This is a genomic window from Paraburkholderia azotifigens, from assembly GCF_007995085.1.
Lineage (GTDB): Bacteria > Pseudomonadota > Gammaproteobacteria > Burkholderiales > Burkholderiaceae > Paraburkholderia > Paraburkholderia azotifigens.
Genome location: NZ_VOQS01000001.1, coordinates 1,967,411 through 1,987,748, shown reverse-complemented (window position 1 = coordinate 1,987,748; position 20,338 = coordinate 1,967,411). Strand labels below are relative to the sequence as shown.

The window sequence follows — 20,338 nt, the reverse complement described above, 5'->3', positions numbered from 1 at the left end:
GCATCCGCCGTCTCGCGCCTCATGCGACATAACGCGCGACGCTGACGAACTGACACAGACTGCCGGCGAGTACGAACAGGTGCCAGATGCCATGTCCGTGCCGGATGCGCTCGTCGTTGACGAAGAAGTAGATGCCGGCGCTATAGATGAGCCCGCCTGCCAGCAGCCAGGCGGTGCCCGCGGCCGGCAACGCAGTGACCAGCGGGCGGACGGCAACGAGCGCGAGCCATCCCATCAGCACATACAGCACCATCGATACGCTGCGGGTACGTCGCCCGAGCGTGAGTTCCTGCACGATTCCTAGCGCGGCCAGACCCCAGCTCACGCCGAACAGCGACCATCCCCAAGGGCCACGCAGTGTGACCAGTGTAAACGGTGTGTAGCTGCCCGCGATCAACAGATAAATCGCAGAGTGATCGCACTTCTGCAAGATTGCCTTCAGACGCGGGCGACGCACGCTGTGATACAGCGTCGAAATGCCGTACAGCGCGCAGAGCATCGCGCCATAGACGCTGAAGCTCACGACCTTGTACGCATCGCCGTCGAGCGCGCCCATCGTCACGAGCGCCGCGAGCCCTGCCACCGACAGCACGGTGCCGACCAGGTGAGTGATGCTGTTCAGACGCTCCCCGACGTGCACGATACACCCTCCTGCATGATGCCTGTTTCATCCTACCTACGACACAGGACAACCGTTATACGCCTGATATCCCAGACGTCTCCTACGAATCCTCTCGCATACGACGCACCCGAAAGACGCACCCGAAAGACGCACCCGAAAGACGCACCCGAAAGACGCACCCGAAAGACGCACCCGAAAGACGCACCCGAAAGACGCACCCGAAAGACGCACCCGAAAGACGCACCCGAAAAAGCGAAGGGCGCGGCCGCGATTATCGCAGGCCGCGCCCCAAACCTTCAGACGACGCTCAGTCGAGCGGCGCCGAACGCAGATCGGACACTTGCTGCGGCGACACGGCCGTACCGTGGTTGCCCCACGACTGGCGAATGTACGTCACAACGGCGGCCACTTCCTGATTCGACAGTGCCTGCGCAAACGGCGGCATGCCATACGGCTTCGGATTGCCGCCCGTGCTCGGCGGATAACCGCCATTCAGCACCATGCGGATCGGGTTGACGGCCGAGGGCATCTGGATCGACTGGTTGTTCGCGAGCGGCGGGAACGACGGCGGCATGCCGAGACCGTTGTCCGCGTGACACTTCGCACAGTTGTCAGCGTAGATCTTCTGACCTTGCTTCAACAGTTCGCCGCCGAACTGTTCCGACGTTTCCAGCTGCAGATGCTCGGGTGCCTCGCTCTTCTGCGGAATCGTCTTCAGATACGTCGACATCGCGTGAACGTCTTCGTCCGACATGTACTGCAGGCTGTTGTGAACCACTTCAGCCATCGGGCCGAATACCGCGCCACGTTGCGATACGCCGTTCTTCAGCAGATCGGAGATGTCCTTGATGTCCCAGTCGCCGAGGCCCGCTTCCTTGTTCGACGTCAGCGAAGGCGCATACCAGTTCTGCAGCGGAATCAGACCGCCCGCGAAGGCCGCCGAGTTGACCGGGCCGCCCATTGCGTTGATCGACGTGTGGCACATGCCGCAGTGGCCGAGGCCTTCGATCAGATACGCGCCGCGGTTCCATTCGACCGACTTGGTCGGATCCGGCTTGTACTCGCCTTCGCGGAAGAACAGCGTACGCCAGCCGATCAGCAGGTTGCGGTTGTTGAACGGGAACTTCAGTTCATGCGGACGGCTCGGCACCGAGACGGGCGGAACCGAACGCAGATACGCGTAGATCGCATCGGAGTCGGCCCGCGAGACCTTCGTATAGCTCGTGAAGGGGAACGCCGGATAGAGCAGGCTGCCGTCCTTCGAGCGGCCCGTGTGCATCGCGCGATAGAAGTCGTCCTGTGACCACTTGCCGATGCCGTACTGGTCATCAGGCGTGATGTTCGGCGTGAAGAGCGTGCCGAACGGCGTGGCCATCGGCAGGCCGCCCGAGAATTCCTTGCCGCCGCGCACCGTGTGACACGCGATACAGTCGCCGGCGCGAGCGAGGTATTCACCCTTCTTGATCAATGCTGCCTGGTCTGCGGGTGTGGCAGCGACGGCGGTGCCGTTATGCAGATAGTCGCTGCCCGACCACAGGACGGGAACCAGCGCGGCAGCCGCTACCACGACGACAGCCGAAAGCGCGAACAAAGACTTGCGTTTCATTGTTTGTCTCTCCCGGTGCCTTATTGCGGTTCGCTGCCGCAGGCAAGCGGAGTCTTCAACGATTTGGCGGGCGCCGGCACGGGGTTCTGCGGCGCTTGCTGCGTGGACAGCCACGCGGCGACTGCGTTCACGTCGGCATCCGTCAAACGCGTGGCGATCGTGTGCATGCAGTCAGGTTCGATCGCGTGGCGCGAACCCGAGCGCCATGCGCCCAGCTGCGCGCTGATGTAGTCCATGTGCAGGCCGACCAGACCCGGAATGGCCGGTTCCATACCCGTCAAACCCTTGCCGTGACAGGCCGCGCACGCGGGAATCTGGCGCGATGCGTCGCCGTTCAGCACGATTTCCTTGCCCTTCGCGAGCGTGGCATCCGACACAGTCGGCCTGGCCGGCGTCGGATACGGCGGACGCTGCTGCGAGAAGTACGTCGCGAAGTCGTGAAGGTAGTCGTCGGAGAGATACGTGACGAGGTAGTTCATCGGCGGATACTTGCGCCGGCCTTCACGGAAGTTCTTCAACTGGTTGAAGAGGTACTCGGCCGGCTTGCCGGCGAGACGCGGAAAGTAGTCGTTGTCCGTGCCCTGACCTTTCGAGCCGTGACACGCCGTGCAGCCTTGCACGCGCGCTTCCATGGTGTCCGGAGCTTTGGGCTGGGTTTGCGCTTGCACAGCGCCGGATACGCCTGCACACCCGATCAACAGCAGGGCGAGCAAAGGGCGGAAAATGCGTCTTGAAGACACGCGTAACTCCATCATTATCGTGGGCCTGGCCGAACTTCGAACGGATCGGTGTGTGCAGCGCGATGAATGCCTGCGAGAAGGTGCGCGGCGACGCAGCATTCTATCATCGATGGGTAATGGTGACTATTTGCCACATGCGACGACTTTCCCACTTGACGCGCCCCAACGACACCACCATTGCGACAAGTTGACGCAATCCATTGGCATCTTCTGTCTTCCGCCCGGCCTGCCAATCAACGCTGGCCTGGCGGTAACGCTTCCAGCTATTTTAAGATTGCGCCTTTTGCCTCGACGGCGACTGTCTCTTTGCTGCCTCCTTCTGTTTCAGTTTTGAGCGAATTCGTGTAGGACGCTGCGCGTCGACGCGGCTGCGATCGCCGTTGAACTGACTGAACCGCGAGACATCGAAGCGTACTATCCCGTCCGTTACTGCGTTTTCCATCTGTTTTCTATCGATAGCCAGCCTATGACTCTTCCCTTGTCCTTGCGCACGCCACTTCGCTGGCTTGCGGCGTGCGGCGTATCGCTCGCCATCGCGTCGAATGCTTTTGCACATGCTACGCCGAGCTCGCGCGATCCGGCGCCGAACGCCCAGGTCGCTGCGCCTTCCGTCGTGACCATCCACTTCAGCGAGCCGCTCGAGCCGGCCTTCAGCAAGATCGTGCTCGTCGACGCAAACGGCAAGCCTGCCGCGTCGGCAGCGTCGCAAGTCGATGCGCGGGACAGGAAGACCATGCAGCTGGCAATGCAGCCGCTCGAGCCGGGGCGCTACACGGTGCAATGGACGGCCGTCGCCGAAGACGGACATCGCACGAAGGGCAGCTACGCCTTCAGCGTCAAATGAGAGTCGACGGATTGTGGATCGGGCAGGTCGCCATGGCCGCGCTCATGAATGTCGCCTTCGCCTTTGCCGTCGGTTCGGCCTTGCTCGGCGCGTGGCTCGCCAACGATGCGCAGGTGAAGATCGCGCCCGCGCGCCCCGCCTGGTTGCGGGCGCAGCGCTCGATGCAGGCATCGGCGATCGTGCTGGTGCTGGCCGACCTCGGCTGGCTGCTCTATCAGGCAGCCGAGATGGCGGGCGTGCGTTTGCCGGAAGCCTTCAGTGCCGTGCCGACCGTGCTGTCGCAGACGCATGTCGGCTTCGGCTGGAGCGTCGCGTTTGCGGGCGCGCTGGTGCTGGTGCTCGTGTCGTTCGCACGACAGACCAATGTGTTGCGTAACGCGTTGCTGTGGCTCGCCGTGATCGCGATCGCGGGCGGCAAGGCGACGCTGGGTCACGCGGCCGATGCGGGCGTTGCGTCGGCGGCGATCGGCATGCACACCTTGCATGTGCTCACGACGTCCGTGTGGGGCGGACTCGTGCTCGCTGCTGGACTCTCGGTGCTGCCAGCGCTCGGCACGTCGATCGCGCGCGGCGTGCTGATTCGCACGGCGACGCAGCTGTCGAATGTGTCGCTCGTCGCTGTCGTGTTCGTGTTGCTGTCCGGCGTGTTCAACGCGGCGCGCGGATCGGGCAACTCGTTTCTCGCGATCGAAACGAGCACATGGGGACATGTATTGATGCTCAAGCTCGCGCTCGTTGCGCTGGCCCTGGTGACCGGCGGATTGAACCGCTTTTCGGCGTTGCCGAGATTGCGTCGCACGGCATCGACGATGGATGCGCATACGTTTGCCAATCTGCTGTATCTCGAAGCGCTCGCGATGCTCGGCATCTTCGCTGCAGCGGCTGTGCTCTCGCACAGCGTGCCGGGTTTCGCGGCGCTCGGCTGAGCGTAAAGGTGTCTGTCGTCGGCGGGTGGCGGACGGTTATTCGTAACCCAGCTTGTGGCCGACGACGGGCGCGAAGAACAGCCCGATCGCGCAGCCCGCGACCTTGCCTTCGAGTTCGGCCGCGGCTGCGTGTGAACTCGCGATGTGCGTGAGCAGATCGACGAGTTGCGGCAGGCAATACAGAAATGCTGCAGCGATGAAACATCGCTCGACCGTCGAGATGCGCCAGCCGCGCTGATACGCGAGCACCGCGCCGATCACGCGAAGCAGACCGAATACGGCGAGCGCGCCAACGGCCGCCTGTTCGCGGATCAGATAGTCGGGAAGAAATTCGCCCATGACGTCCCCGGTTCGAATGGTTGTTTGCATACCATTCAGCAAGGAGTGCGCCAGGCGCTTGCGGCGCTCGCGTGATGGGCTGAAACCTGTGTTGGGTAAGGGGTTCGGCGTGTCGCGTCGGCGGCGCGCCATTGATCGCGAAGGCGTTGCGCGTCAAGTGTGTAGCGCAACTGATACGCCGTTCGCACGACCCGCCGCCGTCCGTCCGTTGCAGAGGCAACGGGTTGTCAAATGACAAGATGAACAAACGCCGCCCGAAGGCGGCGTTTGTGTTTCATCCGCGATACCGCGTGCCGTTGCTTACCACTCGGCGACGCTGCCGTCCGCGTGACGCCACACGGGGTTGCGCCAGCGATGGCCGACCTTCGCCATTTCCCGCACCTTCTCCTCGTTCACTTCGATGCCGAGACCCGGGCCTTGCGGGATCGATACGAAGCCGTCTTCGTATTTGAAGACTTCCGGATTCTTGATGTAGTCGAGCAGATCGTTGCCCTGGTTGTAGTGGATGCCGAGGCTCTGTTCCTGGATGAACGCGTTGTAGCTGACGGCATCGATCTGCAGGCAGGTCGCGAGCGCGATCGGGCCGAGCGGGCAGTGCAGGGCGAGTGCGACGTCGTAGGCTTCCGCCATCGACGCGATCTTGCGGCATTCCGTGATGCCGCCAGCGTGCGACGCGTCCGGCTGGATGATGTCGACGTAACCGCCCGCGAGAATGTGCTTGAAATCCCAGCGCGAGTAGAGACGCTCGCCGAGCGCGATCGGCGTGCTCGTCTGGTTGACGATGTCGCGCAATGCCTCGACGTTCTCCGATAGCACGGGCTCTTCGATGAACATCAGCTTGTACGGATCGAGCTCCTTCGCGAGCACCTTCGCCATCGGTTTGTGCACACGGCCGTGGAAGTCCACGCCGATGCCGACGTTCGGGCCGACGGCCTCGCGCACTGCGGCGACGTTATTGATGACGCCTTGCACCTTGTCGAAGGTGTCGATGATCTGCAGCTCTTCGGAGCCGTTCATCTTCACGGCCTGGAAGCCGCGCTCGACGACGGCGCGTGCATTGTTCGCGACGTCGCTCGGACGGTCGCCGCCGATCCACGAATACACCTTGATGCGCTCGCGCACCTGACCGCCGAGCAGCGTGTGCACGGGCACACCGTGGAATTTGCCCTTGATGTCCCACAGCGCCTGATCGACGCCTGCGATCGCGCTCATCGAAATCGGGCCGCCGCGATAGAAGCCGGCGCGGTACATGACCTGCCAGTGGTCTTCGATATTGCGCGGGTCTTTGCCGATCAGATAGTCGGAGAGTTCGTCGACGGCGGCTGCGACCGTATGCGCGCGGCCTTCGACCACCGGTTCGCCCCAGCCGACGATGCCTTCGTCGGTCTCGATCTTCACGAAACACCAGCGCGGCGGAACGACGAATGTTTCGATTTTGGTGATCTTCATGGGGACGTCTCCTTTGCTTGCAAATGCCGATTGCGGTTGAGGGCCGCGCCGTTCCCGTTCGTCCCGCAATGTGGACGCCGGTTGCGTGACCGTTGAGGAGCCACATCCTACATCAAAATCGCCGTAAAATACTATTAATAGTATTATTCAGTGCAAGGTTTTGCGTCGGCGGCAGTGGGTTTCGCATCCGCTATCGCCGATAATCGCGGGCGGTCCGCGTCGTCCCATCGGGCGATGCCGGGCAAAAATCAATACAGCATCGGGAGAATCGACATTCAGCGAGATCTGCACGGCCGCGTCGCCTGGCTGCTCGGCACAGCCATTCTGCGCGGCGACTACCCGCCCGAATCCGTTCTGCCGCGCGAAGCGGAACTGATGGAGACATTCGGCGTCAGCCGCACCGTATTGCGCGAAGCGTTGCGCACGTTGACATCGAAAGGGCTGGTCGAATCGCGGCCGCGCGTCGGTACGAGGGTGCGCCCGAAGCATGCCTGGAATCTGCTGGACGCCGATATGCTCGACTGGTATTCGCGTGTCGCGCCCGCGATGGATTTCGCGCTCAAGCTGCAGGAAATGCGCGAGATGATCGAGCCGTACGCGGCAGGGCTGGCAGCGGCGTCGCATGGCGATGCGACGTTCCGCGCGCTCGATACTGCGCATTCGGCGATGGTCGCGGCGCGCAATGTCGACGAATGGGTGCGTGCCGATTTGCAGTTTCATCTGAGCGTGCTCGCCGCGTGCAGCAACGAATTGCTGGTGCCGCTCGGCACGCTGATCGAGCGCACGCTTGAAGCCCAGTTGCGGCTCAACGCAAAGCGTGCCGATGTGTTCAATGCATCGCTCGCCGAACATACGGCCGTATTCGAAGCAATCCGCGATCGCGATGCGCCGCGCGCGCGTCATGCGATGGCGTCGCTGCTGGGTGTGACGCGCGGAAGGATCGAAGGGTGATCGGCTAGTGGTTCAATCCATTGCCGCATGCGCGACCGCTTCGTCGGGCGCCTTGCGCGAAGGGCGAATCAGCAGCACGAGCGGAATGACGAACAGTGTGGCGACAAACATCAGCTCGAAGTTGTTCAGATACGCGATCATTGCGGCCTGCTGCGTGATCGACACATCGAGCACGGCCATGTTCATCCGCGAACCGGTGTCGAGCATCGGCTGAACGATGGGATTGAAGGCCGTGACGTTCGCGGCGAGGTCCGAGTGCGCGACCTGCGTGTTGCGCGTGAGCAGCGTCTGCACGATCGAAATGCCGATACTGCTGCCGATGTTGCGCATCAGGCTATAGGTGGCCGTGCCGTCGGCGCGCAACGCGGGCGCGAGTGTCGAAAACGTCAGCGCGCTCAGCGGCACGAACACCAGGCCCAGACCGAAGCCCTGGATAACGCCGGGCCACACGATGTCCGAGGCCGACAGCACGATCGTGTATTGCATCATCTGCCAGAGTGCGAACGCCGACACGACGAAGCCCGCGAGCAGCATCAGCCGCGCGTCGATGTGCTTGAGCAGGCGACCCGCGAACAGCATCGCGATCATCGTGCCCGCGCCGCTCGGCGCCGTCACGAGGCCCGTCGTGGCGACGGGATAGTTCATCAGGTTTTGCAGCATCGGCGGCAGCAGCGCGCGCGTCGCGTACATCACCGCGCCGATGATGAAGATGAAAAACGTGCCCGTCGCGAAGTTGCGGTCCTTCAGCAACTCGTACTTGAAGAACGAGTTCCTGCCGACAGTCGCCGTGTGGACAATGAAGAACGCAAAGCTGATCGACGCGATCAGTGCCTCGAGCACGATCTCATGCGAGCCGAACCAGTCGAGCTGCTCGCCGCGGTCGAGCATGGCCTGCAGCGCGCCGATCGCGAGTCCGAGCGTCGCGAAGCCGAACGCATCGAACTTCGCGTCGTGCCTGGGTTCGAGCGACGGCAGAAACGTGAGCACGCCGAACAGCGCGAACGCGCCGATCGGCACGTTGATGAAGAACACCCAGCGCCAGTTGTAGCTGTCGGTCAGCCAGCCGCCGAGCGTTGGTCCGAGAATCGGGCCGACCATCACGCCCATGCCCCACACGGCCATTGCCTGGCCTTGCTTGTCGCGCGGGTTGATGTCGAGCAGGATCGATTGCGACAGCGGCACGAGCGACGCGCCGAAAATGCCCTGCAGCAGCCGCGACGCGACGATCTGTGTCAGCGTTTCGGACAGCCCGCACAGCGCCGACGCGAGCGTGAAGCCGCCGATCGCGAACATCAGCAGACGCTTGACGCTCAGCCGGTCGGACAGCCAGCCGGTCAGCGGCGTCGCGATCGCGGCGGCCACGATGTACGACGTGAGCACCCACGTGATCTCATCCTGCGATGCCGACAGGCTGCCCTGCATATGCGGCAGCGCGACGTTGGCGATGGTGCTGTCGAGCGTCTGCATCAGCGTCGCGAGCATGATCGCGATCGTGATCATCGGACGGTTCAGCTCGACGGCTGGCTTTGCTGCCGGCGAATCGGAGGCCATGGAGCGGAGTCTTTGAAATAATAAGCATGCTTATTGTATCGGCGGCGCTTTCTTCTGGATACGCTGAATTTCCCGGAGTTGTCGTACGCTGCGCGTTTTTGCTTATCGGCACGAAGGCACTTCGTATAATCGCGCGATGAAAACCCATTTTGACGAGCGCTTCGGCTTTCTCATTTCCGATGTCGGCAGGCTGGTCGGCAAGCGGTTCGACGATCTCGCGCGGCTGTCGATCGACCTCACGCGCGCGCAGTGCCGCGCGCTCGCGTACCTGTCGTTCTACGGCGACATCAACCAGGCGCGGCTTGCAGATTTGCTGGAAGTCGCTCCGATCTCGGCTGGCCGGTTGCTGGACCGGATGGAGGAGGGTGGGTGGATCGAGCGGATCGGCAATCCGCGCGACAGGCGCGAGAAGCAGATTCGGATCACGGAAAAAGCCGAGAAGACGCTCGACGAAGCGAAGCGCGTGGGCGATCAGGTTGCAGCCGAAGGCTTGAGCGGGCTGACCGAGGATGAGGCGAGGCAGCTCATTTCATTGCTGCAGAAGGTGCGGGGGAATCTGACGCGGATCGTGGATCGCTGAGGTGTGTTGCATGTGGCCGCTTTGGTTGCGCGGTCTTCGATCTATCTTCGATTCTGGCGCTTCCCAAGCACGCTGGAAAATGAAAAAGCCGCTGCTTCGTGAGAAGCAGCGGCTTTTTCTTGCAACTGGTGGCGAATCAGGGATTCGAACCCCGGACCTGCGGATTATGATTCCGTCGCTCTAACCGACTGAGCTAATTCGCCGAAGAAGGCAGATTATGAAGATGCCGGCGGGGGCTGTCAACCCCCGCTCGACAACTTTTTGCGAGAACTCCAGATTACCTCGCGCTCAGTCCTGAGCGTAGATGTTGGAGTCCTTGGTCTCCCGCACGAAAAGCAAACCGATCACGAAGGTACCGAGCGCGATGATGATCGGATACCACAGCCCAGAGTAGATATTGCCCTTGGCCGCGACGATCGCGAAGGCCGTCGCCGGCAGGAAGCCGCCGAACCAGCCATTGCCGATGTGATACGGCAGCGACATCGACGTGTAGCGGATGCGCGTCGGGAACATCTCGACCAGCATCGCTGCAATCGGTCCGTACACCATCGTCACGTAGATCACGAGGATCGTCAGGATCACGACCGTCATCGGCCAGTTGATCTGCGATGGATCGGCCTTCGGCGGATAGCCAGCCGACTTCAGGGCCGTGCTCAGGTTCTTGTCGAACGTCTTGCCCGCTTCCTTGGCGTCGGTGGCCTTGCCGTCAAAGGTGTCGATGGTGGTGTCGCCGACCTTGATCTGCGCCAGCGCGCCAGCCGGGGCCGCCACGTTGTCGTAGTTCAGGCCAGCCTTCGACAGCGCGCTCTTCGCGATATCGCACGAAGTCGTGAACTTCGACGTGCCGACCGGGTTGAACTGGAACGAGCACTCGTCCGGATTGGCGATCACGACGATAGGCGCCTTGGCCGTCGCAGCTTCGAGTGCCGGGTTCGCGTAATGCGTCAGCGCCTTGAACAGCGGGAAGTACGTCAGCGCGGCGATCAGGCAGCCCGCCATGATGATCGGCTTGCGGCCGATGCGATCGGACAGCGAACCGAAGAACAGGAAGAACGGCGTGCCGATCAGCAGCGCGATCGCGATCAGAATGTTCGCGCTTGCTCCGTCGACCTTCAGCGTTTGCGTCAGGAAGAAAAGCGCATAGAACTGGCCCGTGTACCAGACAACTGCCTGGCCAGCCGTCACACCGATCAGAGCCAGAATGACGATCTTCAGATTTTTCCACTGACCGAACGCTTCCGACAGCGGAGCTTTTGACGTCTTGCCTTCAGCCTTGATCCGCTCGAAAGCCGGCGACTCATGCAGCTGCATGCGGATCCACACCGAGACGCCGAGCAGCGCCAGCGACGCGATGAACGGAATGCGCCAGCCCCACGTACCGAACGCGTCTTCGCCCATTGCCGTGCGCACGCCGAGAATCACGAGCAGCGACAGGAACAGCCCGAGCGTTGCCGTCGTCTGAATCCACGCGGTGTAGAAGCCGCGACGGTTGGCTGGTGCGTGTTCGGCGACGTAGGTCGCCGCGCCGCCGTATTCGCCGCCGAGTGCAAGGCCCTGCAGCAGACGCATCGCGATGAAGATCACGGGAGAGGCCATGCCGATGGCTGCGTAGCCGGGCAGGAAGCCGACCACGCAGGTCGACAGACCCATGATGACGATCGTGATCAGGAACGTGTACTTGCGCCCGACCATATCGCCGAGGCGCCCGAACACGAGCGCGCCGAACGGACGCACCGCGAAACCCGCCGCGAAGCCGAGCAGGGTGAAGATGAAGGCGGCCGTCGGATTGACGCCGGAGAAGAAGCTTTTGCTGATGAAGGCCGCGAGCGAGCCGGCCAGATAAAAGTCGTACCACTCGAAAACCGTGCCCAACGATGACGCGAAGATTACCCGTTTCTCTTCTTTCGTCATCGGCGCGTGCGAGATTTGCCCGCTTACGGTAGCCATATGTCGTCTCCAGTATTGATATAAGTCGCGGTTCGCCTGGTCGGGCGATGCCGTGTAGCGATTATTGGAGCGGAAACTTACGGCGTTCTGACTCGGAAGAATCTCCGTTGAGAATGGGTTGCATTGTTAAACATGTGCGCATGTGCATTCAACATCGCGCATCGTGATGGCTAAGCGATGGAAAGTCGCGAAACGCGATTGCTGGCAGAAATGGCGAAAACTGACGGATTAGGGTAAGTCCCGTGCACGATCGATCATCCGTAAGCTGACACGGACGAGTGTTCCTGCGAGGCGCGGCGACGTCTGATAGACGTTGTCTTCGATGGTGAGCGTGCCGCCGTGCATCGTCGCGATCTCGCGGACGATCGCGAGGCCCAGCCCGCTGCCGTCGCCTTCACGCCCCAATATCCGGTAGAAGCGCTCGACGACGCGTTCGCGCTCGGCCGCGGGGATGCCCATGCCCGTGTCTTCCACTTCCACATGTGCCATGCGGGCGGCCACGTCGCGTCGCACCCGCACGGTGATCCGTCCGCCCGAGGGCGTATAGCGGATCGCGTTATCGATCAGGTTCGACAGCATCTCGCGCAGCATCACGGCATTGCCTTCGACTTCGACGGCTTCTTCCTGCGTCTCCGGCCCTTCGTAACCGAGATCCATCTGCTTGCTGAGTGCGGCCTGAATCCAGTCACGCACCGCGCTGCGCGCGACGTCGCCCAATTCGACAGGGGCGAAGACCTGCCCTGACATGCGGTTTTCCGCGCGCGCGAGCGCGAGCAACTGCGTGACGAGGCGTGCCGCGTGCTCGGAACTCGTTGCGATCTGCTCGAGCGAACGGTGCACTTCCGCCGACGCATCCTGCCTCAGCGCCAGTTCGGCCTGCGTGCGCAAGCCGGCGAGCGGCGTTTTCATCTGATGGGCGGCATCGGCGATAAAGCGCTTCTGCAATTCCATGTTCTGCTCGAGGCGCGTCAGCAGGTCGTTGAACGATGTGACGAGCGGCTCGATTTCGGGCGGGGCGCGGCGCGCTTCGAGTGGCGACAGGTCGTCGGGACGGCGCGCGCGGATATGGGCCTGCAGCGCATGCAGCGGCGCAAGACCGCGCGACAGCCCGAACCACACGAGCAGGATCGCGAGCGGCAGGATCACGAACTGCGGCAGAATCACGCCCTTGATGATGTCGTTGGCAAGCGCGCTGCGTTTGTCGAGCGTTTCGGCCACCTGCACCAGCACGGGCTGCGCGCCGGGTGTTTGCGGAAACTCGACGGTGGTGTACGCGACCCGGATGTCGTTGCCACGCAGCATGTCGTCGCGAAACTCGACAATGCCCGGCTGCGGCCGGTCTTCCTCGCGCGGCAGCGGCATGTCGCGGTCGCCCGTGACCAGTTCGCCGCGCGTGCCGAGCACCTGGTAGAACACGCTGTCTATATTGTCGGCGCGCAGAAAATCGCGGGTCGAATCGGGCAGCGTCAGTTCGGCGACGCCGTTCACGGGATGAATCTGCCGGGCGAGCACATAGGCGTCGGTTTCCAGCGCGCGATCGAACGGTCCGTTCGCGATCGACTTCGCCACCAGATACGTGACAGCAAGGCTCATCGGCCACAGAAGCAGCAGTGGCGCGAGCATCCAGTCGAGGATTTCGCCGAACAGCGAACGCGGACGCGTCTCCGCCTGCGCCTCGGTTTCGTCGGGCGGCGCAAATGGATTGGCGTAGCGCGCGTCGCGGATTTCGTCGAGATCCGCCGCGTGCGCCGTGGCGCGTGGTGCGCGGACGGACATGGAGCGCCTTACTTGAAGTAGTGGCTTGCGGGCATGGCAGCGGGCGCGTCGGAGGGCTCGGAGCCGGCTGTCTGCGGCGCGGGCTGAGCGGCGTTTTGCGCCGGCGCCGCCTTCTCCAGACAGTAACCCAGCCCGCGCACGGTGATGATGCGTACGCCGCTCGGCTCGATCTTCTTGCGCAGCCGGTGCACGTAGACTTCGATCGCGTTATTGCTGACCTCTTCACCCCATTCGCACAGATGGTCGACGAGCTGTTCCTTCGACACCAGCCGCCCGATCCGCTGCAACAGGACTTCGAGCAATCCTAGCTCACGCGCGGACAGATCGATAACCTGCTCATTGGCATAGGCAATTCGACCGACCTGGTCGAACGAAAGCGAACCATGCTTGACGACAGTCGGCCCGCCGCCGGCGCCGCGCCGCGTCAGCGCACGCACGCGCGCTTCGAGTTCGTTGAGCGCGAAGGGCTTGGCCATGTAGTCGTCGGCGCCGAGGTCGAGGCCCTTCACCCGTTCGTCGACGCTGTCGGCCGCGGTCAGGATCAGCACGGGCAGGTTCGAATTGCGCGCGCGCAGCCGCCGCAGCACTTCGAGGCCGGACATTTTCGGCAAGCCGAGATCGAGGATCAGGAGGTCGAAAGTCTGCATTGACAGCGCGGTATCGGCTTCCGCGCCCGTCTTCACATGGTCAACGGCGTATGCCGATTGGCGGAGTGATCGGACGAGACCGTCCGCGAGTATGCTGTCGTCTTCGGCAATGAGAATTCGCATGATGCGCCCTGCCCGGCCGGCACCGGGGCGCTCCGGCGCACAGCGTCTCCGAAAGATTTTGTGGGTAGTTGAGTGTTGTCCGTTTGCACATGTGGACGTCCGCATGCGAAACGTGCTTGCCAAAACTACTGTTTTTTTATACAGTGTCTGCGTTTAGCGTGCTGGTCGTTGAGCCTAGGCTTCAGACGGCCGGCGCACCTGCCTCAGACGCCGTTCATCATAGCAAAGGACGATTCATGGAAGAAAGCAAGAAAGGCTCGGCTGGACTGACTGCGGAAAAGAGCAAGGCCCTCGCTGCCGCGCTTGCGCAGATCGAAAAGCAGTTCGGCAAAGGGTCGGTCATGCGGCTCGGCCAGGGTGAGGCAGTTGAAGACATTCAGGTGGTCTCCACGGGATCGCTGGGCCTCGACATCGCGCTGGGCGTCGGCGGTTTGCCGCGTGGCCGTGTGGTGGAAATCTACGGGCCGGAATCGTCGGGTAAGACCACGCTGACGCTGCAGGTCGTCGCCGAAATGCAGAAGCTCGGCGGCACGGCGGCGTTCATCGACGCGGAACACGCACTCGACATTCAATACGCGCAAAAGCTCGGCGTGAACGTCAGCGAACTGCTGGTTTCGCAGCCGGACACGGGCGAACAGGCGCTCGAAATCGCGGACGCACTCGTGCGTTCGGGTTCGATCGACATGATCGTGATCGACTCGGTCGCGGCGCTCGTGCCGAAGGCCGAAATCGAAGGCGAAATGGGCGACTCGCTGCCGGGCCTGCAAGCTCGTCTGATGTCGCAGGCGCTGCGCAAGCTAACGGGTACGATCAAGCGCACGAACTGCCTCGTGATCTTCATCAACCAGATCCGCATGAAGATCGGCGTGATGTTCGGCAACCCGGAAACCACCACGGGCGGTAACGCGCTGAAGTTCTACGCGTCGGTGCGTCTGGACATTCGCCGTATCGGTTCGATCAAGAAGAACGACGAAGTGATCGGCAATGAAACGCGCGTGAAGGTCGTGAAGAACAAGGTGTCGCCGCCGTTCCGCGAAGCGATCTTCGACATCCTGTACGGCGAGGGTATCTCGCGTCAGGGCGAAATCATTGATCTCGGCGTGCAGGCGAAGATCGTCGACAAGGCGGGCGCCTGGTACAGCTACAGCGGCGAACGTATCGGCCAGGGCAAGGACAACGCGCGTGAATTCCTGCGCGAGAATCCGGACATTGCGCGTGAGATCGAAAACCGTATCCGCGAATCGCTCGGCGTGAATGCAATGCCGGCGGGCGCTGCCGTGAGCGCCGACGAGGAAGTGGGCGAAGAGGAGTAATCGTCGCGTGATACGCAAGGGCCGCTCTGCCTCCCCGGTTGCGGGCGCAGGACGCAATACGGGCGGCCCGCGTGACGACGATGCATTCGAGTCGTCGTCACGATCTTCTTCAAGCCTGTCTGCTTCAAGCACGTCTGCTTCAAGCCCGTCTGCTCCTACGGTGGCATCGCCTTCATACGGTGCCTCCTCAGACGACTTCGATCCATTCGAATCATTCGACGCTCATGATCGAGCCGCGGGCATCGGCCCGCCTTCTCGCGGTCGCGCTTCACCTGCTTCCCCTGTCAGTGGGGTCGATAACGCGAGCCACGCCGATAACGGCGAAACAACCTACACACGCTCGCGTCGGCAGCCAGGCGAATCCAAATCTGCCGACAACGCAAGCCGCGCTTCAAACCGTCCCGTACGCTCGCTCAAGGGCCGCGCGCTCGGCTATCTTTCGCGCCGCGAATACAGTCGCGCGGAGTTGTCGCGCAAACTCGCGCCTTATGCGGAAGAGGGCGATTCAATCGACGCCTTGCTGGATTCGCTCGAACGCGAAGGTTGGCTGTCGAACTCCCGTTTCGCCGAAAGCCTGATTCACCGGCGTGCGTCGCGGATGGGCGCCGGTCGTATCGTCAACGAACTCAAGCGGCATGCCGTCGGGCAGGAACTCGTCGAAGAAGTCAGCGCGCAACTGCGCGAAACCGAACTGGCACGCGCACAGGCCGTATGGCGCAAGAAGTTCGGCTCTTTGCCTGAGACGCCAAATGAACGCGCGAAGCAGGCGCGCTTCCTCGCGACGCGAGGTTTTTCGCAGGGGATTATTGGCAAGATTCTCAAGGGCATCGACGAAGACTTCGCGCCCGAATAGCCAGTCGGTCACATACGAAGCCCGATTGGTGCGCCGCAAGAAACACTGCGCTCAAATGTCGCGCCCCAAGGGCTTCCGAAGCCCGCCCGTCAAGCCCTCGCGGGCTTCGGCCAGTCCCAAATACCCAGTATGCTAAAATTCAACGGTTCTTAAATCCGGCCTTTGTTCTCGCATGCCGCTTTCTCCGCCAGTGTCCCGACAGTTGCGCCATCGCCGCGCAATCCGAGCGGACGCATACGAGCGTGAAGATGGTCTGTGGGATATCGAGGCATGCCTCACCGACGAAAAGCCACGCGATGTGACGCTTGCGTCGGGTGTCCGGCCGAACGGCTCGCCGATCCATGAACTCTGGCTCCGCATCACGATCGATCGCAAGCTCAATGTCGTCGACGCCGAAGCGTCGTCCGACTGGGTTCCGTATCCCGGTCTGTGTGAAGCCTCCAATCCCGCCTATCGCGCCCTCATCGGGCTCAACCTTTTCCAGAACTTCCGTCGCGATGCTGCCCGTTTGCTGGCCGGCACGGCCGGTTGCACGCATCTCACCGAGTTGTGCGCCGTCCTGCCGACTGCCGCCATCCAGGCGTTTGCAGGCGACGTGTGGAACACGGACAAAGGCGGCCCGGGAAGCGGGAATGGATCGACGGATGGCTCGGCCCACGACACGCAGGGCAGCAACGGACAAGACGCCCAAGACAACGCTTCGAGCGCGCAAGCAGGCGAACAGGCAAGCGAGCAATCAAACGACAAGCCGCCATTCCAGTTGGGCCGCTGCCATGCGCTGCGGTTCGATGGCGAGGCGGTGCGACAGTTTTATCCGCGCTGGTACGGGCACGCGCCGCGTTCAGCGGATCGCGCGGATGCCGCAGCCGACGGACAGGCCGTGAAGACGGCCCGTCCCGAGTGAGCGGTCCAGCCGGAAGCGAAGTTCAATCCAACTCTCAGACTGAAGGGAATCACGCATGAAGATTCACGAGTACCAGGGTAAGGAAATCCTGCGGAAATTCGGAGTCGCGGTACCGCGCGGCAAGCCGGTCTTCTCGGTGGATGATGCGGTCAAGGCCGCTGAAGAGCTCGGCGGCCCGGTGTGGGTCGTCAAGGCTCAGATCCACGCGGGTGGCCGTGGCAAGGGTGGCGGCGTGAAGGTCGCGAAGTCGCTGGAGCAGGTCCGCGAATACGCGAACCAGATCCTCGGCATGCAACTCGTCACGCACCAAACGGGCCCGGAAGGCCAGAAGGTGAATCGTCTGCTGATCGAAGAAGGCGCTGACATCAAGAAGGAACTGTATGTCGGTCTCGTGATCGATCGCGTGTCGCAAAAGGTCGTCGTGATGGCCTCGAGCGAAGGCGGCATGGACATCGAAGAAGTCGCCGCGAAGACGCCGGAAGCGATCCACAAGGTTGCCGTCGATCCCTCGAAGGGTCTGCTCGACGCGGAAGCCGATGACCTGGCGAAGAAGATCGGCGTGCCCGACGCTTCGATCCCGCAAGCTCGCACGATCCTGCAAGGCCTCTACAAGGCAACGTGGGAAACGGACGCATCGCTGGCCGAAATCAACCCGCTGATCCTGACGGGCGACGGCAAGGTGATCGCGCTCGACGCCAAGTTCAACTTCGACTCGAACGCACTGTTCCGTCATCCGGAAATCGTCGCTTACCGCGATCTGGACGAAGAAGATCCGGCTGAAGTCGAAGCATCGAAGTTCGACCTCGCGTACATCTCGCTCGACGGCAACATCGGCTGTCTGGTGAACGGCGCCGGTCTGGCCATGGCGACGATGGACACGATCAAGCTGTTCGGCGGCGAGCCGGCGAACTTCCTGGACGTCGGCGGTGGTGCGACGACCGAGAAGGTCACGGAAGCGTTCAAGCTGATGCTGAAGAACCCGAACCTGACGGCGATTCTCGTCAACATCTTCGGTGGCATCATGCGCTGCGACGTGATCGCGGAAGGCGTGATCGCGGCTTCGAAGGCGGTCGATCTGCAAGTGCCGCTCGTCGTGCGCATGAAGGGCACGAACGAAGACCTCGGCAAGAAGATGCTGGCTGACTCCGGCCTGCCGATCATCTCGGCGGACAGCATGGAAGAAGCTGCGCAGAAGGTTGTCGCGGCCGCCGCAGGCAAGGCCTGATCGCCCGGGCGCTTATCACCGGATTACGAATGGCGGCGTGTGAAGGGCGCGTGCGGCGAGTTTATCGCCGCGCCGGACGCCACCCGCACGCCACCAAACGAACAGAGGTCAATACATGTCGATTCTGATCAACAAAGACACCAAGGTCATCACGCAGGGCATCACCGGCAAGACCGGTCAGTTCCACACGCGCGCATGCCGTGAATACGCAAACGGCCGCGAAGCATTCGTCGCAGGCGTGAACCCGAAGAAGGCCGGCGAAGATTTCGAAGGCATTCCTATCTACGCAAGCGTCAAGGAAGCGAAGGCAGAAACGGGCGCAACCGTCTCGGTCATCTACGTGCCGCCCGCAGGCGCTGCTGCTGCGATCTGGGAAGCCGTCGAAGCCGACCTCGATCTCGCGATCTGCATCACGGAAGGCATCCCTGTGCGCGACATGATCGAAGTGAAGGACCGCATGCGCCGCGAAGGCCGCAAGACGCTGCTGCTCGGACCGAACTGCCCCGGCACGATCACGCCGGACGAACTGAAGATCGGCATCATGCCGGGTCACATCCACCGCAAGGGCCGCATCGGCGTCGTGTCGCGTTCGGGCACGCTGACGTATGAAGCAGTCGGTCAGCTGACGGCGCTGGGTCTCGGCCAGTCGTCGGCAGTCGGTATCGGCGGCGACCCGATCAACGGTCTGAAGCACATCGACGTGATGAAGATGTTCAACGACGATCCGGATACGGACGCGGTCATCATGATCGGTGAAATCGGCGGCCCGGACGAAGCAAATGCTGCGTACTGGATCAAGGACAACATGAAGAAGCCGGTGGTCGGCTTCATCGCTGGCGTCACGGCGCCTCCGGGCAAGCGCATGGGTCACGCCGGCGCGCTGATCTCGGGCGGTGCGGATACGGCCGACGCGAAGCTGGAAATCATGGACGCCTGTGGCATCAAGGTCACGAAGAATCCGTCGGAAATGGCCCGTCTGCTGAAGTCGGTGCTGTAAGAAGGGTTGCGACAAGCTCAAGAAACGCCCGTCGATACCGGCGTTTTTTGATACTCTTACGAAGGCCTTTCGTAAGACGCAATGACAAGCGAGGGAGCGAGCAATTGCTGCCTCGCTTTTTTGTTGCCGTTCGCTTTCGCTACCTTCTATCCTGCTTTCCATGCTCGAATTCCTCACCACGCTCCATTGGGGCGCCGTCTTCCAGATCATCGTCATCGACATCCTGCTGGGTGGCGACAACGCCGTCGTGATCGCGCTCGCCTGCCGCAACCTGCCACCCGCGCAGCGCACGAAGGGTGTGCTGTGGGGCACGCTCGGCGCAATCGTGCTGCGCGTGGCGCTAATCGCGTTTGCCGTCGCGCTGCTCGACGTGCCCCTGCTCAAGTTCGCGGGCGGCCTGCTGCTGATCTGGATCGGCGTGCGCCTGCTCGCGCCCGCGCCCGACGCACACGCGAACGTCAAGCCCGCCGACAAGCTGATGACCGCGATCAAGACGATCATCGTGGCCGATGCCGTGATGAGCCTCGACAACGTGATCGCGATCGCGGGCGCCGCCGAGTCCGCCGAGCCGCATCACCGCATCGCGCTCGTCGTGTTCGGGCTGATCGTGAGCATTCCCTTGATCGTCTGGGGCAGCCAGCTCGTGCTCAAGCTGCTGGACCGCTACCCCGCCGTCGTCACGTTCGGCGGCGCGCTGCTTGGATGGATTGCGGGCGGCCTGATCGTCAACGACCCCGCGGGCGACCGTTGGCCCATCCTCGATACGCCCGTTGCCGAATACGGCATGAGCATTGTCTGCGCGCTGTTCGTCGTGATCGTCGGATACGCGATGAAGCGGCGCAACGCGGCGCGTATCGCGAGCGATTCGCCGAACGGTACGCACTGAGCGCATTCACTTTACGGGCGCGTCTGCCCGCGCGCCATTGGCCATTCGGCTAGCCATCT

At 62.5% G+C, this 20,338-nt stretch carries 19 protein-coding genes and 1 tRNA gene; 10 read left to right on the top strand and 10 right to left on the bottom strand.

Annotation, left to right across the window (positions count from 1 at the left end; translation table 11 throughout):
* Nucleotides 1–19: 19 nt before the first annotated feature.
* The 3 genes from trhA to FRZ40_RS08835 all read right to left on the bottom strand — a co-directional run bounded on the left by trhA (nt 20) and on the right by FRZ40_RS08835 (nt 2,980).
* Nucleotides 20–640 carry a PAQR family membrane homeostasis protein TrhA gene (gene trhA / locus FRZ40_RS08845; RefSeq protein WP_147233889.1) on the bottom strand — a complete coding sequence of 207 codons (621 nt, stop codon included), beginning with the start codon at nt 638–640 and terminating at the stop codon, nt 20–22.
* 289 nt (nt 641–929) lie between these two features.
* Nucleotides 930–2,228, bottom strand: coding sequence for a c-type cytochrome (locus FRZ40_RS08840; protein WP_028364466.1), 1,299 nt, complete (start codon nt 2,226–2,228; stop codon nt 930–932).
* A 20-nt stretch (nt 2,229–2,248) separates the two neighbouring features.
* On the bottom strand, nt 2,249–2,980 hold the full coding sequence (locus tag FRZ40_RS08835) for a c-type cytochrome (RefSeq protein WP_035541127.1): 732 nt from the start codon (nt 2,978–2,980) through the stop codon (nt 2,249–2,251).
* Between the two features lie 454 nt (nt 2,981–3,434).
* Between FRZ40_RS08835 and copC the strand changes: the two genes are divergently transcribed.
* Nucleotides 3,435–3,812, top strand: coding sequence for a copper homeostasis periplasmic binding protein CopC (gene copC / locus FRZ40_RS08830; protein WP_147233888.1), 378 nt, complete (start codon nt 3,435–3,437; stop codon nt 3,810–3,812).
* Entirely contained in the window at nt 3,809–4,738 is a 930-nt protein-coding gene (locus FRZ40_RS08825; RefSeq protein ID WP_147233887.1) for a CopD family protein, read from the top strand. The genes copC and FRZ40_RS08825 overlap by 4 nt, the downstream gene beginning before the upstream one ends.
* 36 nt (nt 4,739–4,774) lie before the next feature.
* Here the strand turns inward: FRZ40_RS08825 and FRZ40_RS08820 are convergent, their stop codons facing one another.
* Together FRZ40_RS08820 and dgoD are read right to left on the bottom strand one after the other, a co-directional pair.
* Nucleotides 4,775–5,077, bottom strand: coding sequence for a hypothetical protein (locus FRZ40_RS08820; protein WP_147233886.1), 303 nt, complete (start codon nt 5,075–5,077; stop codon nt 4,775–4,777).
* A 300-nt stretch (nt 5,078–5,377) separates the two neighbouring features.
* Entirely contained in the window at nt 5,378–6,526 is a 1,149-nt protein-coding gene (gene dgoD, locus FRZ40_RS08815) for a galactonate dehydratase (RefSeq protein ID WP_028364471.1), read from the bottom strand.
* Between the two features lie 234 nt (nt 6,527–6,760).
* Here dgoD and FRZ40_RS08810 point away from each other — a divergent pair, with 234 nt between their 5' ends.
* Entirely contained in the window at nt 6,761–7,477 is a 717-nt protein-coding gene (locus FRZ40_RS08810) for a FadR/GntR family transcriptional regulator (protein ID WP_051446244.1), read from the top strand.
* 12 nt (nt 7,478–7,489) lie between these two features.
* Here the strand turns inward: FRZ40_RS08810 and FRZ40_RS08805 are convergent, their stop codons facing one another.
* Nucleotides 7,490–9,028 carry a DHA2 family efflux MFS transporter permease subunit gene (locus FRZ40_RS08805; RefSeq protein ID WP_147233885.1) on the bottom strand — a complete coding sequence of 513 codons (1,539 nt, stop codon included), beginning with the start codon at nt 9,026–9,028 and terminating at the stop codon, nt 7,490–7,492.
* 136 nt (nt 9,029–9,164) lie between these two features.
* On the opposite strand from FRZ40_RS08805, the gene FRZ40_RS08800 reads away from it, so the two are divergent.
* Nucleotides 9,165–9,608 carry a MarR family winged helix-turn-helix transcriptional regulator gene (locus FRZ40_RS08800; protein ID WP_028364474.1) on the top strand — a complete coding sequence of 148 codons (444 nt, stop codon included), beginning with the start codon at nt 9,165–9,167 and terminating at the stop codon, nt 9,606–9,608.
* Nucleotides 9,609–9,734: 126 nt separating this feature from the next.
* Here the strand turns inward: FRZ40_RS08800 and FRZ40_RS08795 are convergent.
* The 4 genes from FRZ40_RS08795 to FRZ40_RS08780 form a co-directional block, all read right to left on the bottom strand.
* Nucleotides 9,735–9,811, bottom strand: a tRNA-Met gene (locus tag FRZ40_RS08795).
* An 85-nt stretch (nt 9,812–9,896) separates the two neighbouring features.
* Nucleotides 9,897–11,555 (bottom strand): MFS transporter, encoded by a 1,659-nt coding sequence (locus FRZ40_RS08790; protein ID WP_028364500.1) that lies wholly within the window; start codon nt 11,553–11,555, stop codon nt 9,897–9,899.
* Nucleotides 11,556–11,783: 228 nt separating this feature from the next.
* A complete protein-coding gene (locus FRZ40_RS08785) occupies nt 11,784–13,331 on the bottom strand; it encodes a sensor histidine kinase (protein ID WP_147233884.1) in 1,548 nt (515 codons plus the stop codon).
* Between the two features lie 8 nt (nt 13,332–13,339).
* Nucleotides 13,340–14,101 (bottom strand): response regulator transcription factor, encoded by a 762-nt coding sequence (locus FRZ40_RS08780; protein WP_028364502.1) that lies wholly within the window; start codon nt 14,099–14,101, stop codon nt 13,340–13,342.
* 236 nt (nt 14,102–14,337) lie between these two features.
* Between FRZ40_RS08780 and recA the strand changes: the two genes are divergently transcribed.
* The 6 genes from recA to FRZ40_RS08750 all read left to right on the top strand — a co-directional run bounded on the left by recA (nt 14,338) and on the right by FRZ40_RS08750 (nt 20,279).
* Nucleotides 14,338–15,414, top strand: coding sequence for a recombinase RecA (recA, locus tag FRZ40_RS08775; RefSeq protein ID WP_028364503.1), 1,077 nt, complete (start codon nt 14,338–14,340; stop codon nt 15,412–15,414).
* 7 nt (nt 15,415–15,421) lie between these two features.
* Entirely contained in the window at nt 15,422–16,267 is an 846-nt protein-coding gene (recX, locus tag FRZ40_RS08770; protein ID WP_147233883.1) for a recombination regulator RecX, read from the top strand.
* 172 nt (nt 16,268–16,439) lie between these two features.
* Nucleotides 16,440–17,171, top strand: a complete 732-nt coding sequence (locus FRZ40_RS08765; protein ID WP_193566980.1) for a DUF2889 domain-containing protein — start codon at nt 16,440–16,442, stop codon at nt 17,169–17,171.
* A 55-nt stretch (nt 17,172–17,226) separates the two neighbouring features.
* On the top strand, nt 17,227–18,396 hold the full coding sequence (gene sucC, locus FRZ40_RS08760) for an ADP-forming succinate--CoA ligase subunit beta (RefSeq protein WP_012399861.1): 1,170 nt from the start codon (nt 17,227–17,229) through the stop codon (nt 18,394–18,396).
* Between the two features lie 115 nt (nt 18,397–18,511).
* Entirely contained in the window at nt 18,512–19,393 is an 882-nt protein-coding gene (sucD, locus tag FRZ40_RS08755; protein ID WP_012399862.1) for a succinate--CoA ligase subunit alpha, read from the top strand.
* A gap of 160 nt (nt 19,394–19,553) precedes the next feature.
* Nucleotides 19,554–20,279, top strand: coding sequence for a TerC family protein (locus FRZ40_RS08750; protein WP_147233882.1), 726 nt, complete (start codon nt 19,554–19,556; stop codon nt 20,277–20,279).
* Nucleotides 20,280–20,338 lie beyond the last annotated feature (59 nt).